This window comes from Fusibacter sp. A1 (assembly GCF_004125825.1).
Classification (GTDB): Bacteria; Bacillota; Clostridia; order Peptostreptococcales; family Acidaminobacteraceae; genus QQWI01.
In genome coordinates, this window is sequence record NZ_QQWI01000011.1 from 77,915 (window position 1) to 94,749 (window position 16,835).

The 16,835-nt window shown below is 46.2% G+C and carries 17 protein-coding genes; 10 read left to right on the plus strand and 7 right to left on the minus strand.

What is annotated here, in order from left to right; all coding sequences use genetic code 11:
* Positions 1-35 precede the first annotated feature (35 nt).
* Positions 36-875, minus strand: coding sequence for an EAL domain-containing protein (locus tag DWB64_RS15270; RefSeq protein ID WP_129489118.1), 840 nt, complete (start codon positions 873-875; stop codon positions 36-38).
* A 194-nt stretch (positions 876-1,069) separates the two neighbouring features.
* Here DWB64_RS15270 and DWB64_RS15275 point away from each other — a divergent pair, with 194 nt between their 5' ends.
* The 6 genes from DWB64_RS15275 (at position 1,070) to DWB64_RS15300 (ending at position 6,485) form a co-directional block, all read left to right on the plus strand.
* Positions 1,070-1,708 carry a DsbA family oxidoreductase gene (locus tag DWB64_RS15275; RefSeq protein ID WP_129489119.1) on the plus strand — a complete coding sequence of 213 codons (639 nt, stop codon included), beginning with the start codon at positions 1,070-1,072 and terminating at the stop codon, positions 1,706-1,708.
* 104 nt (positions 1,709-1,812) lie between these two features.
* A complete protein-coding gene (locus DWB64_RS15280) occupies positions 1,813-2,394 on the plus strand; it encodes a hypothetical protein (RefSeq protein WP_129489120.1) in 582 nt (193 codons plus the stop codon).
* A 39-nt stretch (positions 2,395-2,433) separates the two neighbouring features.
* Positions 2,434-5,097: a LuxR C-terminal-related transcriptional regulator gene (locus DWB64_RS15285; protein ID WP_129489121.1), complete on the plus strand. Its 2,664-nt coding sequence runs from the start codon at positions 2,434-2,436 to the stop codon at positions 5,095-5,097.
* A gap of 101 nt (positions 5,098-5,198) precedes the next feature.
* Positions 5,199-5,621, plus strand: a complete 423-nt coding sequence (locus tag DWB64_RS15290) for a DUF6326 family protein (RefSeq protein WP_129489122.1) — start codon at positions 5,199-5,201, stop codon at positions 5,619-5,621.
* A 13-nt stretch (positions 5,622-5,634) separates the two neighbouring features.
* Entirely contained in the window at positions 5,635-5,832 is a 198-nt protein-coding gene (locus DWB64_RS15295) for a hypothetical protein (protein WP_129489123.1), read from the plus strand.
* Positions 5,833-5,843: 11 nt separating this feature from the next.
* Positions 5,844-6,485 (plus strand): DUF4386 family protein, encoded by a 642-nt coding sequence (locus DWB64_RS15300; protein WP_129489124.1) that lies wholly within the window; start codon positions 5,844-5,846, stop codon positions 6,483-6,485.
* Between the two features lie 56 nt (positions 6,486-6,541).
* On the opposite strand, the gene DWB64_RS15305 is transcribed toward DWB64_RS15300, so the two are convergent.
* Positions 6,542-7,102 (minus strand): HD domain-containing protein, encoded by a 561-nt coding sequence (locus tag DWB64_RS15305; protein ID WP_129489125.1) that lies wholly within the window; start codon positions 7,100-7,102, stop codon positions 6,542-6,544.
* Positions 7,103-7,245: 143 nt separating this feature from the next.
* Here DWB64_RS15305 and DWB64_RS15310 point away from each other — a divergent pair, with 143 nt between their 5' ends.
* Together DWB64_RS15310 and DWB64_RS15315 are read left to right on the plus strand one after the other, a co-directional pair.
* Positions 7,246-7,911: a pentapeptide repeat-containing protein gene (locus tag DWB64_RS15310; RefSeq protein ID WP_129489126.1), complete on the plus strand. Its 666-nt coding sequence runs from the start codon at positions 7,246-7,248 to the stop codon at positions 7,909-7,911.
* A gap of 84 nt (positions 7,912-7,995) precedes the next feature.
* The gene (locus DWB64_RS15315) at positions 7,996-8,337 is read left to right on the plus strand and encodes a zinc ribbon domain-containing protein YjdM (protein WP_129489127.1); all 342 of its coding nucleotides are present in this window, start codon (positions 7,996-7,998) and stop codon (positions 8,335-8,337) included.
* 75 nt (positions 8,338-8,412) lie between these two features.
* On the opposite strand, the gene DWB64_RS15320 is transcribed toward DWB64_RS15315, so the two are convergent.
* Both DWB64_RS15320 and lepB read right to left on the minus strand, forming a co-directional pair.
* Positions 8,413-10,254, minus strand: a complete 1,842-nt coding sequence (locus tag DWB64_RS15320; RefSeq protein ID WP_256369618.1) for a GNAT family N-acetyltransferase — start codon at positions 10,252-10,254, stop codon at positions 8,413-8,415.
* A gap of 368 nt (positions 10,255-10,622) precedes the next feature.
* Entirely contained in the window at positions 10,623-11,165 is a 543-nt protein-coding gene (lepB, locus tag DWB64_RS15325) for a signal peptidase I (RefSeq protein WP_207713470.1), read from the minus strand.
* A 199-nt stretch (positions 11,166-11,364) separates the two neighbouring features.
* On the opposite strand from lepB, the gene DWB64_RS15330 reads away from it, so the two are divergent.
* Positions 11,365-11,988: a HutD family protein gene (locus tag DWB64_RS15330; protein ID WP_129489129.1), complete on the plus strand. Its 624-nt coding sequence runs from the start codon at positions 11,365-11,367 to the stop codon at positions 11,986-11,988.
* 88 nt (positions 11,989-12,076) lie between these two features.
* The gene (locus tag DWB64_RS15335) at positions 12,077-13,267 is read left to right on the plus strand and encodes an SDR family NAD(P)-dependent oxidoreductase (RefSeq protein WP_129489130.1); all 1,191 of its coding nucleotides are present in this window, start codon (positions 12,077-12,079) and stop codon (positions 13,265-13,267) included.
* A gap of 48 nt (positions 13,268-13,315) precedes the next feature.
* On the opposite strand, the gene DWB64_RS15340 is transcribed toward DWB64_RS15335, so the two are convergent.
* From DWB64_RS15340 to trkA, 3 genes are all read right to left on the minus strand, one after another.
* Positions 13,316-13,837, minus strand: a complete 522-nt coding sequence (locus tag DWB64_RS15340) for an NUDIX hydrolase (RefSeq protein WP_164980440.1) — start codon at positions 13,835-13,837, stop codon at positions 13,316-13,318.
* A 65-nt stretch (positions 13,838-13,902) separates the two neighbouring features.
* Positions 13,903-15,351: a TrkH family potassium uptake protein gene (locus DWB64_RS15345; protein ID WP_129489132.1), complete on the minus strand. Its 1,449-nt coding sequence runs from the start codon at positions 15,349-15,351 to the stop codon at positions 13,903-13,905.
* Entirely contained in the window at positions 15,351-16,706 is a 1,356-nt protein-coding gene (trkA, locus tag DWB64_RS15350) for a Trk system potassium transporter TrkA (protein ID WP_129489133.1), read from the minus strand. Before trkA ends, DWB64_RS15345 begins: the two co-directional genes overlap by 1 nt.
* Between the last annotated feature and the right edge of the window lie 129 nt (positions 16,707-16,835).

Sequence of the window (16,835 nt, forward strand, 5' to 3'; positions counted from 1 at the left end):
CTGAAATACCCTCCATACTGTGTGTCCAAACCCAGTTAATAGCGTAATGCCAAGACGTTGACATCACTTTGTGGATTTCGAATCACTGTTCGTCTTATTATTGACTCCAACGCCGTCAATACTTCCGTATTGATTTCCTTAATCTCATCATCAGGCTTTTGAATAAAGTATCCTTGGCCATATTGCACACCTAATTCGACAAGTGTGCTTAACTCTTCAAAAGTTTCAATGCCTTCAGCAATTAGGAGTATGTTCGACGCTCTCGAAAATTCAACCATGCCCTTTACGAGTGCATATTTCAAACGATCTTGATCCACATTGCGAATCAACCCCATGTCAAGTTTTACATAATTTGGCTTTACATCGATGATCAGATTCAGTCCTGAGTAACCTGCGCCGGCATCATCAATGGCAATTTTAAAATCCTGATTCTTATAGTGATCGATGGTTGATTTGAAGCCGTTCAAATCAGTTATGACATTCCGTTCTGTGATTTCGAATATAACATTTGATGGGGTGATTTCATATTGATCCAAAAAAGCTTTCGTAAAACCAGACTTATAGCTTTCATCATGCATTACGTTTGGATTCACATTGATAAAAAGCTTTTTATCGTAGGGGGGTATCATGAATTTGAATGCTGATTCAAGGGCGGTGGTCCTACACAGTAGTTCCAAATCCCACAGCCTGTTAAACTTTTCGGCAATTGTGAAGAGCATATCAGGGTTTTTGATCGCACAATCATGTGTGATTCTGCTGAGGGCTTCATGACCCAATACGCTGCCGTCTCTAAGGGAGATGATCGGTTGAAAAACAGTTCTGATTTTCTTATTGCTGACGATATAGTCCAGCGCATCTTTCATTTGATTGCTCATCTTTGCTAACCTCGATCAAGTAATTTCGTCACTTCTTATTGGTGTCACTTCAACTCATAATAGAACAGTCAAGTTAAGACAAAGTGATTGTAGGGTAAAGATTATGTAAATTCTATTGTCTTGACTGGACTCAAATGAAAAAAGTATAATGGTAGTGTAGTTGACATTACCGCAAATCATGAAGGAGTATTCATATGAAAATAGAAATCTGGTCCGACTATGCATGCCCGTTCTGCTATCTTGGTGACAGAAAACTTGCACTTGCATTGAATGATTTTGAACATAAAAGCGAAGTGGAGATAAGCTATAAGAGTTTTCAGCTTGATGTGAACGCCACGAGCCATCCGGGCGTCGATGTCAGCACGTTGATCTCACAGAAGTACGGCATCGGCTATGAACAAGCCAGAGCGTCCAACGACAAGATCGTCAAGGCGGCATACGCTATCGGGCTTGAGTATGATTTTGACAACCTTAAACCCAACAACACGGCACTTGCCCATCAGGTGGCTAAATACGCCGCGAGCCTAGGCAAGGAAGCACCTCTTGTTCAAAGGCTCTTCAAAGCCTATTTTGAACAAGGGTATGACCTTGGCATCAAGGAAAATCTGCTTAAGCTTGCAGGCGAGGTGGACCTTGATGCGATGGAGCTAAGCGGCGTACTGGATGCCGGGACCTTTGCCAAAGAGGTGCACAATGATCAGGAAGCAGCTGCGAAGCTTGGAATCCGTGGGGTGCCCTATTTTGTATTCGACGGCAAGTATGCGGTTTCGGGTGCACAGGATGTGGATTACTTTAAAAAGGTACTCGAAGAAGTGCACCTGGACAAAGCCTAAATGGATTTTGACGATAAAACCTCAGTAAGTGATAGGACTTACTGGGGTTTTTGAATATAATAAGACGATGATGCAGTGCAATGTTTATCAAGGAAGTGAGCGATATGAAAAAGAACGGACCTACCGGAACTGCCCATACAGTCGATTATAAGGAAGTCTTTGAAAAAGCCTATCAGCTGATGAACGAACCCATCATCAGCGGCAACTGCGGTGAGCTCTGCGGATATCACTGCTGTAGGCCAAGCGACGGTTCTGAGGAGAAACTGGGCATGTACCTTTTACCGCTTGAGTACGAATATATGCAAAGTGAAGTTGTGAAGGATTTTGAAATACACACAAGCCGTCTCTATGAGATGCCGGCAAAGATAAAAAAACTCTACTATATCCACTGCCATCAGGATGAAGGCTGCCTTAGGGATTATCGGCCGATTCAGTGCAGGACCTATCCCTTTGAGCCGCATCTTGAAAACGGGGAGTTCTCGCTTGTTATCGAAAAGGATCAGCTGCATGCCTGCCCGCTGCTTGAAGGGTTTTCCTCATGGCGTCAGGAGTTCATCGACGGGGTCTATGACGGTTGGCTGGAGCTTTTAAAGGTTCCGATCATCAAGTATCATGTGAACTACTATTCAGAGGAAAGGACCAAGACCGGCAATGTACTAAAAAAGTACTCTCGTGAAGTGTTATAATTGACTTAACAAATCTACGATACGATTGGAGCGAATGAGATGAACCTTCCTATTTTAAGTTCCAAACTGAATAAGCCACAGCTGATGGGTCCTGTCGTTACCAGAAAGGCGATCCAAACCAAGCTGAACGACGACAAGGGCAAGAGGTTGATCCTTGTTTCTGCTCCGGCGGGATCAGGTAAGTCCACGGTGATCAACGAGTGGATTTCTGTCAATCGGCTGGAGCATATCTGGTATTCCCTGGATGAATGGGACAACGACCTTCAGCTGTTTTTCGCTTATCTGATCACTGGGATCGAGCGCATCGATACGGCTATCGGAGCCGAACTGAAGCAGTTGCAGGAAGGGTTCCAGTCCATCGGGTTTGAACCCTTCTTAAGGTCGATGATCGGACTGCTCCATCAGATAAGGACGGAGTACGTGCTGGTTTTGGATGACTATCATTTGATTGAGAACACGCAGATCGATACGGTGCTTAAGATGCTTGTCGACCATACACCCCAGACAATGCGGTTGGTGGTCGTGACAAGGGAAGACCCTCAGCTTTCGATATCGAAACTAAGGGTCAAAGGACAGCTTAAGGAGATTCGCATATCGGATTTGAAGTTTAACGAAGAAGAAGTGAAGGATTTTCTAGAAGGACAGCTCAAGGTCCAGGTCACCGGCGAAAGCATCCGTCTTCTGACGGTACGCACGGAAGGGTGGGTCGCTGGATTGCAGCTTGCCGCCCTATCCATGCAGGGGCATGACAACATCGACGCCTTTATCGAGGAGTTTTCAGGAAATCATTTTTACATCATGGATTATCTGATTGAAGAGGTGCTGGTTGCCTTGTCGCCTCAGATCAAGGATTTTTTGCTCAAGACGTCAATCTTAGATTACTTCTGCGGCGGCTTGTGCGACGCGCTCTTGAACTCAAACCACGGAACAAGCCAGAAGATCATCCATGAGATAGAACAGGCGAACCTGTTTATCATCCCGCTCGATCAGGATAGGGGCTGGTTCAGATACCACCACCTGTTTAGGGACCTCATCCATCAAAAACTTACAGAAAGCGCGCAGGAACATACAGATGGACCTGTCACTGAGATTCACAAGAAGGCAGCGGACTGGTTCACATCAAACGGATATGAAAGGGAAGGCATCCATCATTACCTTAAAGCCAGTGCCTTCGATGAGGCTGCGGGCCTTATCGAAAACGCATGGGACGAGATGGATGTCAATCTGCAGGCGGCGTCTTGGCTAAGCATGGCGGAGCTCCTGCCTGAGGACGTGATAAGGAAAAGACCGGTGCTTGCCGTTGGATACGCTTGGTCGCTGCTTGATACGGGTGATTTGGAAAACAGCGTCAAGTGGCTTGAGATCGGTGAGTGTTTGTATAAGGAATACTTGAGCGTCGGGAACGAATACGGACTGCTTGTTTCGGACCTGAAGCAGTTTGAACTGATTCCTGCCAATCTGGCGTCGGCCCACGGATATATCGCTGCTGGTACGGGAGACATTGAAAACCTGTTCAGGCATGCGGGTGACGCCTTGGCGAAAACGCCCGAGCACGCCTATTACAAAAGAGGGGTCATTGCGACGCTTCTGGGATTTGCGCACTGGTCGATAGGCGAGTTTGAAGAAGCCGAAAGGATAATAGCAGGTGCGAGGAAAGATGTCGAGAAGCAGGTGAACCCGCTTACTGTCAACAGTTTCAGCATGGTGCTCGGCGAACTGTACATTCAGCAGGGTCGATTGAATGAGGCGGAGAATCTCTTTGCAAGTACCATCAGGAGAGTCGAACAAGAGGGGCAAGCGGGAATACTGCTTGCCAGTCTCTATCTGGGTCTTGCCAAGGTCGCCTTTTTAAGGGCGGACCACAAGGTCGCGCATGAGTTACTCGCAAAGAGCAAGGCCCATAGTGCCAAGTATGCGTTTATGGACTGGGAATACAAGTACTACCTGCTGCTTTCAAGAATCTACTGCAGCGAAGGACTGTATGAGATGGCCCTTGATGCCGTAAGTGAAGGGAAGAAGCACTATTACATGAATCCGATTCCTGATCGTATCACACTCGAGGACATGGAGGTGATGATTGCGATCGAGCAGGGCAGATCAAGTACCGCTAATCACGCCATAAGTGAAATGAACTTTAACGAGGGTGTACCGGTACTGCTTGAAACCAGCGCCTGCCTGTATATGAAATACCATCTAAGTCCGCTCAGTCCTGAACCGAGCAGTAAGAAGCTTGATGAGCTGAGTGCGCTCTGCCAGACCATGCTTGCCAGTGCGCAAAAACAAGGCCGAAGCGGACAGGTGGTCGAGTACGGGGTCATAAAAAGCGTAATCGTAAAAAGGCAGGGCAAGACAGAAGAGGCTAAGCGGCTGATGGCTAAGGCGGTGGAGCTCGCGAAACTCGAAAAGTACTACCGGCCATTCATCGACTACCTGAGTGAAAAGGAATATAAGTGTATTGTAACGACAGACCTTGTCAGTTCGGAGAAGGAGCTTGCCAATCAGCGTCTCACAGAACCACTTACAGTGAGAGAACTTGAAGTGCTGGCTCTGATCGTGGACGGCTTATCCAACCAGGAGATATCCGACCGGCTGTTTCTCGCGCTAAGCACGGTTAAGGGATACATCCACAATATCTACGGCAAGTTGTCTGTCACTAGAAGAACAGAAGCGGTTCAGGTATCTAGAAATTTAGGTCTGATTTGAGCAAGTAGTACTCAAATACCCTACTAAAGTTGGTGTTGCGGCCTCCTGGTTTCATGTATGATGGTCTTAGATCAAAACATGATGACCAGGAGGTTTTACTTATGAACGCAAACAGGGCTAAAAAGACAGGAATTGAACTACCGACGCTATTATCGACACTTTGGATTTTTCTTTCACTGAACTATATCTTATGCGACGTTTTGAGCAACATGGAGATGGAGGCGCTTAACGGACTGCTGATCGGAAATATCGGCGGCATCGAGCTCACACAGGGCTTCATCCTGATTGCAGGCATTTCGCTAGAGATTCCTTTTCTGATGGTGGTACTTTCGAGAATCCTACCCTTTAAGTCCAATCGAATGATGAACATGATCGTTCCCGTACTGATGATCGTGTACCAATTAGGGTCATTCGCAGTCGGAACAGATGCGACGCTTCACTACATGTTCTTCTCGGCTGTGGAAATACTTGCAAACCTTGTGATCTTGGGACTAGCGATCAAATGGAAACCGGCCAGCCTGTAAAGGATGTGGACATATGCGATATGAGATCATTGTAAAGGGCTACTTGAAAAGCGTTAGCGGTGAGCGCTTTTGCGAGATGGATAGTGAAAACCTTGAGAATGCGATGACGCGCCTGAGCGGGGAGATCGTAGACCAGTCAGCACTTTTCGGAATTTTAAGAACGATCAACAATCTGGGAATAGAACTCATTTCTGTCAATAGACAATCATAGGAGGAATCAAGATGAGAATCAATAAAATCGGCGGACTCACAGCAATTGCCTTGACCGTCATCTACTTAATCGGAATTGTGATGAACGTCACGATGCTTGATACTTCAAGCATCACAGATGGAGTTAAACTTGTGGAGTTTATGAGAGACCACGAGGTGTTGATGTACGCTTGGATCACACTATTGTATGTCGTCTTCGGAATCATCCTAGTGGTATTGTCTTTGGCGATCCATGAAAAGTTAAAGGTTGCTGATGTCTTCCTCAGCAAAGTAGCCACCGCGTTCGGACTGATATGGGCAGGACTTGTGATTGCCAGCGGCATGGTCCACAATGTCGGCATGGGAATGGCCATCGATATGTTAAGCACTAGTCCGGTTGAGGCGGGTCAGTTCTTTAAAATGATAAACGCGATCCATATCGGCTTAGGTGGTGGCAATGAAATCAACGGTGCGATCTGGACGCTTGTCATCAGCCTGATAGCTCTTAAGCATGGACTTTTCAAGAAGTGGATCAATGTACTTGGAATGGTTGTCGGTATTGCAGGTCTTCTTACGATCGCACCTCCATTATTCGACTACGCGGTGATGGTATTCGCACTGGGTCAGATGGTATGGTGGATCGGACTCGGTGTGAACATGATCAAGAGTGAATAGGATCCTATCGGATGAAAACTTAAAAAGCCAAGGTTCGATTGAACCTTGGCTTTTTCTTATAACAGCTGATATCCTTCTTTTTCGATCAGTTCGTTATGTACCCTTAACCCATCGACGATAATCGCGATATGTTCATTGAACTCCATGCCCAGCTCCTCCATGGAACTGATCAGTTCCTCACGATCGACGGCTCTTGCAAAGGGTTTGTCCTTCATTTTCTTTTTCACGGACTTGGCAGCAAGTCCTTCAAACCTATCCGGTCTCATCAGGGCGACTGCGATAATGAAACTGGCCATCTCATCCACCGCATGAAGGCATTTTCTTTCACGCGTGTCCCTAGGTACAGGCGAGTCCGTTCCGTGGGAGAGGATCGAGTCGATGAAGGACTGGTCCATACCGGAATCCTTTAAGAGTTCTGGCGCTTTCGCCGGGTGAATCTCGGGGTATTTTTCAAAATCGATGTCGTGTAAAAGGCCTAAAAGCCCCCATCTCACAGGGTCCTCGCCAAAGTGCTTCGCATAGGCGATCATGGCGGCCTCCACTGCTAACGAGTGTCTGAAAACCCTGTCTGTCGTCACGTGCATTTTGAGCAGATCAAGTGCGTCTTTTCTTGTCATCGCATTCTCCCTTCCTTGTTCGATGTCTTGTTCTTATTGTACCCGTTTTATGTCGACTTGTTGAGTGAATTTTCAAATTATTTATCATGGTTTAATCTCATGATATACTGGATAGAGGTAAACAAGCGGATAAGAGAAATGGAATGGATAGGATGAAGAAAAAAGAGTTGAGAATTATCGCACCGAAACTTCCAAAGTCGTTCATCGAGAATGAGCTTTTCACCCATCGGCTTGAAGATGAAGTGGAAATCATGGGTGAAAAGTTCAACAACTGCGACATAGAGGATATTACGGCACATAGGGCGCGCATCAGCGGGGTGGTCTTTAACAATGTCACCTTCAGGGAGGTCGGACTGATCGGTTGCGATATCGAGGATGTCGTCTTTGAAAACTGTGATCTGTCGAATATCAACCTAAGTGATTCGACGGTCTTTAGAACCGAATTCATCAACTGCAAGATGGTCGGAGCCAATCTGAGCGGCATCAATTTCCAGGACGTGGTCATGAAGAACTGCATGGGCCGCTACTCGAACGGCAGGTACTCGACATTCAAACACCTGTTGATGGAGGCATGCTCCTTTGAACTCGCCGATTTTCAAAATGCTCAGTTCAAGGAATCCAGATTTGACGAGTCAAGTTTCAGAGAGTGCCAGATGTCAGGGGCCAAGCTTTGGGGAATGGATCTGAGTAGTTGCGACATCGAAGGTATCGGGGTCAGGGTCGAGGATGTGAGAGGGGCTATGATCTCACCGGTCCAGGCGGTTTCACTCGCCCATCTTTTCGGACTGGTGATCAACGAGGAGATGTAGCGTTTGTAAGTTGCCAAACGCCATATACTGTGATATTGTAGATAGCGTTGTAGAATTGACAAGAATAAACTGGAGGTTTTAACGATGAGCGATTTTCCAAAATGCCCAAAATGCGGCTGTGAATATACCTACCACGACGGTACAATGATGGTTTGCCCTGAATGTGCGCACGAGTGGATGGATGCAGAAGAAGCGGTTGAAGACAATGCGGTAAGAGATGCCAACGGAAACATACTGCAGGACGGCGACGCCGTGACGGTGATAAAAGACCTCAAGGTAAAGGGATCTTCATCTGTGATCAAGCAGGGAACAAAGGTCAAGAGCATCAGACTGATCGACGGCGATCGGGACGACCACGATATCGACTGTAAGATCGACGGTTTTGGAGCGATGAAGCTGAAATCGATGTATGTGAAAAAATTATAAGCAAAAGCGTACCGCCATTTTTTAAAAATTGAGCGGTACGCTTTTTTTATTGCTCCCGATCTGCGATCCGTGCCCTCAGATATCGATGTATTTATCGATGTTCCTAGCCTTGATGATGCGCTCCTTCATGTTGAGCATGATCCGTTCATAGAGTTCATCGCCAAGAACGACATCCTCGACACCCGCATCGATATTCGGATTGTCGTTGATTTCAATCAGATACACTTTTCCATTTGACTCCTTAAGGTCCACACCGTAAAATCCATCTCCGATGAATGAAGTTGCCTTCAGTGCCGTCTTAAGGATGGCTTCTGGAACATCGATCAGTTTGACTGCGATGGAATCCCCCTCGGTCTGTTCGGCGGAGTTCCAGTTATAGATCTGCCAGTGTCCCTTTGCCATGAGGTACTTGCATGCGAAGAGCGGCTGGTTGTCAAGAATCCCGATGCGCCAGTCGTAATCGGTCGGCATGAATTCCTGGGCGATCACGAATTCGGAAGTTTCAAACAGATGTGTGGTAATTGAAATCAGATCCTCGATGGTCTTGGCCTTATGCACGCCAAGGGAGAAGGCACTGTCGGGCTGCTTGATGACCATTGGGAAATTGAGCTTAGCTGTTGCGACGCCGACCCAGTCGATACCGGTGTGCAGAACCTGCGACTTGGGCATAGGTATCTTTGCGATCTGCATACGCTCCTGAAGGTAAAACTTATTGGAGCACTTAAGGATCGACCAAGGGTCATCGATGACAACCAAACCTTCCGCATGAGCGTGCCTAGCCATCAGATAGGTGTGGGAATTGACGCTTGTCGTCTCTCGGATGAAAAGCGCATCGAACTCATTGATCCTATGTGCGTCATTTTTTGTGATCACCTCGACGAAGAATCCGGCCTTATCGGCGGCTTTCTTGAACTTTTCAAGTGCGATAGGATTTGAAGGCGGATTCACCTCGCAGGGGTCGATCAGGATCGCAAGGTCGTATTCATAGTTTTTAATCCTGATACGGTTGAACTTTCGTTGCCCAAAATATTTTTGTGCCATTGCATTCAGATCAAGTTCGGTTAGAGCCTGCATCTCGTTGATTGTGACGAGTGCGGATGATTCGATGAGCCACCTTCCAGCCCTAACGAATTCAAAGCGAAGGCAAGGCGCTTCGAACAGCTGATAGAGCGCCTTGCTAAGCGGTGTGAGCTGTCCACTTATCTCATGTCCGAAGACGATCGTATAGGAGATATTCTGTCCTGATTCGAAGCGGAACCTTTCAGCGACCAGGTTCATGATGTCATCGGATATGCTGCTTGTGATGACTAGGTTTCCGATATCGGACATCGTCGCCACATTGGGGATGACCCGGTGGTCCCTTGCCGTAGCGAGAAGCGACATATAATAGCCTTTGGACTGATACGCATAGGAGTTCGTCAAGTTGAAGATCCGGTACTGGCCGCTTGTTTGAAACCTTTTTTGTGTCAGGTAGTCATTGGGGCTGATGACTTCTATGCTGGGAATACCGTTTAAAAAGCCATATTCACGCTCTGTGATGACTATATTTTGAAGTCTGCCGGTCTTTCTGACGAGATTATCAAGGCTTTTATGCATTCTGAAAGCGTTGATGCCCTGCGCATAATAATCTGGCAGCGTCTCCTTGATTTCATAGTGCTGCTTCTGGTACCAGCTGACCAGGCGCATGTCGGTCGCATCCGCTTCTAGGGATATCGTAAAGACACCGAGTCCTCTGGCATGGTTCTCACAGAATTCCAGAAGTTCTTTTCCGTATCCCTTTCCGCCTTCGTCGCTGCGGACGGCGATGGAATAGATCCTAACCGTATGTTTGAACACATGAAGAACAGCCGCGCCTATTCTTTGCCCATCTTCCAGGATGAACACCTCCAGATGCGCGCTGGCGATGCTGTGCCGAATGGTCTTCGTGAGGTCCTTCGGTCTTTGGAAAAGGAATCCTGTTCCAGTGTAACTAAAAAATCTAAATCACTCATGATTGCTTTTCTGATCTGATGCATGGTTCCTCCCTGGAACACTAAGTATGATTGCAACTTCATTCTACGCTTTTTGATGGAACTTGCAAGCGTAATTTTCTCAAATCCGGCATGTGTTTTTCATCAAAAAACAGTTATAGGAAAGTAGGGATGGGCAAAGGTTCATTAAAAGGATTATACTGATACTACTGAGAGTGCAATCATGGAAGAAGGACTCTTGATGGTGGATTTATAGCTATGTAGACGAAAATAAAAAGCAGCAAACCGTTAACAAGTCGGTTTACTGCTTTTTTGCTACATGGCACCTATCTTATCAAAGGGAAAAATCCTAAAATAGGCTTTGCCTTGAATTTTGCTATATGGAACGAATCCGACAGTTGGCTTTCGTGAGTCGGTGGAGTTGTTGCGGTTGTCGCCAAGTACGAAGACATGTCCCTCAGGAACGGTTCCTGTAAAACCGTCGTACATACGCTCGTCTTTAAGGTAATCCTCTTCAAGTGCGACACCATTGATGAATACCTGTCTTTCACCGATCACGATGGTATCGCCAGGCAGTCCGATGACCCTTTTAATGAGTTTTTTCTTCATGAATCCGTACAACTGAAGGTCGGATCTTATGACGACGATGTCGCCGCGTTCGGGTTCACCCAATAAATAGGAGGTCTTTTCAAGCAGGAGCAAGTTCTTATCCTCTAGGGTGGGCAGCATGGAATCGCCAAAGACGACCGACGGCCTGACAAAGATAAGGATGATCGCGCCGATAACTAGGGCGAAACCGATGGATTTTGTCCATTCTATTATTTCCAGCATGATTTTTTGCTTAATTTCTATTGTCATCTTATCCTCCAAAAAGTTCATTAACCCCAGTATACCGTTTTATCCATTGGGTGTTAACGGATAGCAAGGTGTGTTTTGAAGATGTAATAGTTTGTAATGGTTTTGAAATATAGTAGGTGGGATACGAAACAAAGTTTGTGTAGTAAAGGCAATGTTATATGCTAAAATAAAATCAAATGATGACAGGTGAGGTGGGTAAATGACATATAGAATCGATTTAGTAAAATGTGAAACTTTAGCGGTGAACAAGTGGTCTGGCGGGCTGACCACACAGATCGCAATTTTCCCTAATAACTGCGAGTATGGTGACAGGGACTTCATATGGAGAATCAGCAGCGCAGTTGTCGAGCTTGAGACGTCTACGTTCACCCGATTAGACGGGTACGACAGATTGTTGATGAGTCTTGAGGGCAAGCTTAAACTGAACCACGAAGGACACCACGACAAGGTGCTTGATGCCTATGATGTGGATGCTTTCAGTGGATCATGGCATACACAAAGCGAGGGTCTTGTCACTGATTTCAATGTGATTCACAGGTCTGGAACAAAAGCGACGCTTTTTGCCCGGGCATTGACAGGCGGTGCAATACCGGTGCCTATTTCTGAGGAGATCTCAGGTTGTGAAAAAGATGCCTTGACGCTTGTCGTCCACTGTCCAAAAGAACCCTTTAGCGTTTTCATTGACGAAAATGAACGGGTGGATCTTAAACGCGGAGATACCCTCTTAATCCATATCTCAGATAAGAAAGACGCGCCGAGTGCCGTACTTGAAGGTTCAGATGCTTGTCAGGCGACCGCAGTTATCGCACAAATTGCTTATTAAGGTTAGGGTGAATCCCAGAGAAATGGGTATCATATTGAACAGGAATAGCAAAGCACATATGAAGATGCACTAGATTGCGAGGAGAACTATGCCAGCTAATTTTGAAACCGAAAGACTTTATTTGAGAGCGCTTATTGAAGAGGACGCACCTTCGATTTTTAAGTATAGGTCCTCAAAGGATAACTTTCCATTTGTGGAGATGCCCCTTTACAGGAGCGTCGACGAAGCGTACTCCTATATCAGGAAAATGAATGAAGGCATGCAACTAGATGCGTGGTACTGCTACGCAATCGTCTTGAAGGAAACAGACGAAATCATCGGTACGATATCGATTTGGAATTTTGATGATGAAAGAACCCAGGCTGAGATCGGTTATGGGCTATTTGAAGACTTCAAACGAAAAGGCTATATGTCCGAAGCCTTGAACTGGGCAGTGGAATATGGCTTTTCTGAATTAGGCCTGACAAAACTGGAAGCCTATACGAGTGTTGAAAACGAAGCCTCCATCCTGCTGCTTGAAAGAAACGGATTTAAGAAGGAAAAAGTGGTGATGGACGATATGGCGGGAACCGGTACTCCTGTTGCGATGGGAGTCTATTTCATAGACAAATACTTGGGATCGGCTATGAAAATCGTTGCGATCACAGGTGCGGGAAGCGGACTGGGTAGAGAACTTTCCTTTGTGTACGCTAAAAATAACTATCACGTCGTACTGCTAGGTCGAACCGTAGAAAAGTTGAATGAGGTTACAAAAATAATCGAGTCGTCGGGTGGGGAAGCCACGCCGATCGTATGCGATATCACCGATGTCAAATCGGTGATTCAGGCGGTTACAGGCATCGAGGTTAGGTTCAAGAGCATTGATGTGCTCATCAACAACGCAGGTTATGGTGCTTTTGGAGAACTTGAAAGCCTCGAGGATAAAGACATTGACCTGATGATCGATACCAATATCAGGGGTACGATCAATGCGACAAAATATTTTATGCCACATATCAGAGAACGGATCATCAACATTATCTCGACAGCGGGGCTTAAGGGTAAAGTCAACGAGTCGGTCTACTGTGCGAGCAAGTATGCGGTTCGCGGATTCACAGAAAGCCTACAGCTGGAACTCAAAGACAGGCTGGATGTCACAGCGGTATACATGGGCGGCATGGCGACTCCGTTTTGGGACAATAGCGACCATATCAAAGACAAGTTAAGGCTGAAGAGTGCAAAAGATGTCGCACAAGCTATCTATGATTTGGATGATGGAAGAGCGGTAATTGAAGTTTAAGAAATAGAAGTCGTAGATGAAATGAAAAAAGAGCGATTGAAGTTGTGTTTACTTCAATCGCTCTTTTAATGTTTTCAGCACGTAAGTCTCACGTTCGATGGTCAGTCCCATCGCATCATCTTTCGATGCGATTAGGTTTTGGTTATGGAGTATGGCCTCGTCAAGTGACACCCACACAGGCACGGAGCCGTTTACAACCTCATAAGCTTCGGGATTTGATTCGCCAAGCTTCTTATCCGCACTGCAGATGTAAAAATGAGAAACCATGTGTGTCGCATCGTAACCTTCATGATGAGTGGGGAGCAGTTCTTCGTAGATGCCGAACTCAGAAAGGATCTGCACGTTTAACGCGCCGGTCTCCTCCTGTATCTCCCTTAAAAGGGCATCCCGTATGTCTTCGCCTAGATCGACTCCGCCACCTGGGAAGCCATAGTCATCGTAGCGCTTTGTATAAATCATCAGTAAATCGTCTTCGTTTTGGATGATAGCCCGCGCGGTTACACGTTCATATAAGGTGCTGTCATCGGATAAGTCGAGTGCAGGATGAACATAGCTTCGTAAAATCTCCATTGAGTTCTCCTTTTTAATCATTTACAAGCAGTCTCAGAGTAGGTTTATCGTTCAAAAACATACTCTTACGAACGCCAGAATCGTGGTGAAAGTAGCGCGACCACAGTGAACAACTCCAGTCTGCCGAGCAGCATGAAGAACGACAGCAAGAGTTTACTCGCATTTGAAAATGCGGCATAGGTATGTGTCGGACCGACAAATCCGAATCCTGGTCCGATATTGCCTAGTGTCGCGGCCACCGCACTGGTCGCACCGATAAAGGTGATCCCGTTTCCTTCAAGGGAAATCAAAAGAGATCCGATGATGAAGATGACCATGTAAAGCATGAAGAAGCCGGAGATATTGAGTAGCGTATCCTCCGAAACAGGCTGTCCGCTAAGTTTGACAGGTACCACAGCCCTAGGATGGAGTATCTTGATAAACTCACGTTTGATGATTTTAAGTAGTACGAGAATCCTGATAACCTTGATCGACCCACCTGTGGAGCCGGCGCTACCGCCGACAAACATCAAGAGGAACAAAATACCTTGTGAGAAGGTGGACCACTGTTCATAGTCCGCCGTGGTATATCCGGTGGTAGTGATGATGGAACTTGTTTGGAACAGGGAGTGCGTGAACGATTCGAACCAGCTTGAGTAGACGTGGAACGAGTTGTTGATGGTCAGCGCGATCACACTGATGGCGATGATTCCAAGATAAAGTCTAAGTTCGCTGTTCTTTATGACATCACGCCATTTTCCCTTATATAGGTCATAATAGAGCGAGAAGTTCGCACCGGACATGATCATGAAGATCGAGATGACGATAAAAATGTATGAATTGTTAAATGCTCCGACACTCCCGTTCATCGTCGAGAAACCACCGGTTCCAAGCGTACCGAAGGTGTGTATCGCAGACTCGTAGACGGACATTCCACCTAGCATCAACAACACAAATTCGATGAGCGATACGAGAATATACGATGAATAGAGAATCTTTGCGGTGTCCCTAATCCTAGGAACGATCTTGTCTGCGATAGGGCCAGGACTTTCCGCCTTAAAAATATGAAAGCCGCTTGCGCCCATCATTGGAAGAATGGCCACTGCGACCACAAGGATTCCCATTCCGCCTATCCAGTGAGTGAACGATCTCCAAAACAAGATGCCTTTTGGAAGAACTTCGATATTGTTGATGATGGTTGCACCGGTCGTTGTAAAACCGGAAACCGTCTCAAAAAAAGCGTCGATAAAACTTGGAATGCTGCCTGAAAGTACAAAAGGCAGCGCGCCGAAGACCGAGGCGAAGATCCAGCTGAAGGTCACAATCGCAAGTCCTTCTTTTGTCTTGATGGTAGGGTGGGTAATCGGTATTTTTGTCAGCGAATATCCCACACCCGCGGTAAGAACAAGACTCACAGCAAAAGCGATGGAGTCATGCTCGCCCGTGAAAAGAGCGATCAGAAGCGGCAGAATCATACCTGCCGCGATAATCAAGAGAATAAATCCCATTACCTTAAATATCATTCTATAGTTCATTAGCGTCCATCCTTCAGTTTAAAGAACGTTTCAAGCGCGGGAACTTCGGAAAGAAGTGAGAAGACCACAATCCTATCACCAGCCTGTACTTTTGAATCACCTTTTGGAATGATCACTTTACCCTGATGGACAATCGCACCAATGATGATTCCCTTTGGCAGGTTGATGTCCTTTATCGGTGTGTTCAGTATCTGTAGGTTGCTGGCGGCGATGATTTCTGTGACTTCTGCCTGACCGTCAAGCAGAAGCGATACCGACACCACGCGTCCGCCCCTTATGTACTTGAGTATTTCGCTTGCTGTGATATTCACAGGATTGATCGCCATATCGATGCCCAGCTTTTCGATGATATGAACATAGCTCTGTCTGGATATTTTTGCGATGACCTTTTGAGTGTTGAGCTGCTTTGCGCGAAGTGACATGAACAGGTTTTCTTCATCAAAGCCTGTAACGCCGATAAAGGCATCCATTTCGGCAAGATTCTCCTCTTCAAGCAGATCGATATCGGTACCTTCACCGTGAATCACCAGTGCGTTTTCGTGAAGGGTATCCGCGAGCTCCTTACATCTATCAAGATCGGACTCGATAAGTTTTACGTTGATTCCCTTTTTTGTCAGGTCGTCCGCAAGGTAGTATCCTATCTTACTTCCACCGAGGATCATCACGTTTTTGACGTTTTTCCTTTTGCCGCTATTCTTCAACTGCTTCGCGACATGATCCACATGGTGGGTTTGTCCCATGACATAGATGATATCATTCTCCTCAAGTACGGTTCCGCCATGAGGGATGATGATGTCGCCATTTCTAGAGATTGCGACGATTAGGATATGATCGACAGTGGTCAGTTGACTGATCGTCTTATTTGCAAATTCAGGTCGGTTTCCGATATTGAAGTTGACTAGTGAAACCTTCCCTTGTGCGTAGTTGCCAAAGTAAAAGGTATAGCTCTCCATCAGATACCTGAGAATTTCGTTGGCTGTGGCCAGTTCTGGATTGATGATATGGTCTATGCCGTAGATCTCCTTCATGAACTCCAACTGATTTGAGTACTCAGGCTGTCTGATGCGCGCGATGGTTCCCTTACAGCCCATTTTTTTAGCCATCGAACTGATGAGTATGTTTGTCTCATCATGTCCTGTCACTGCGATAAGCAGGTCATATGTACCAATTTCAAGTTCTTCAAGAATATCTTTTCGTGCTCCGTTGCCGTTGATCGTCAGTACGTCCAAATGGTCTTTCAATCTACCCAGAACAACCGGATTGCTGTCCATGATGGTCACATTGATCTCACCATTGAGCATGGCTGCGGCTAGTTTTCGACCCAACTTGCCTGCGCCTATAATCATTATTTTCATGTAAAACCCAACCTTTCTGTTTGAAACGCCATTTATAAAGTCTATAGTAAGTCGCACATAGTTTCAACCTATTTTTATTTGTGGAGCGGACCCTAGCTGGCCGCTTGCTATCTATTATACACAATGTGC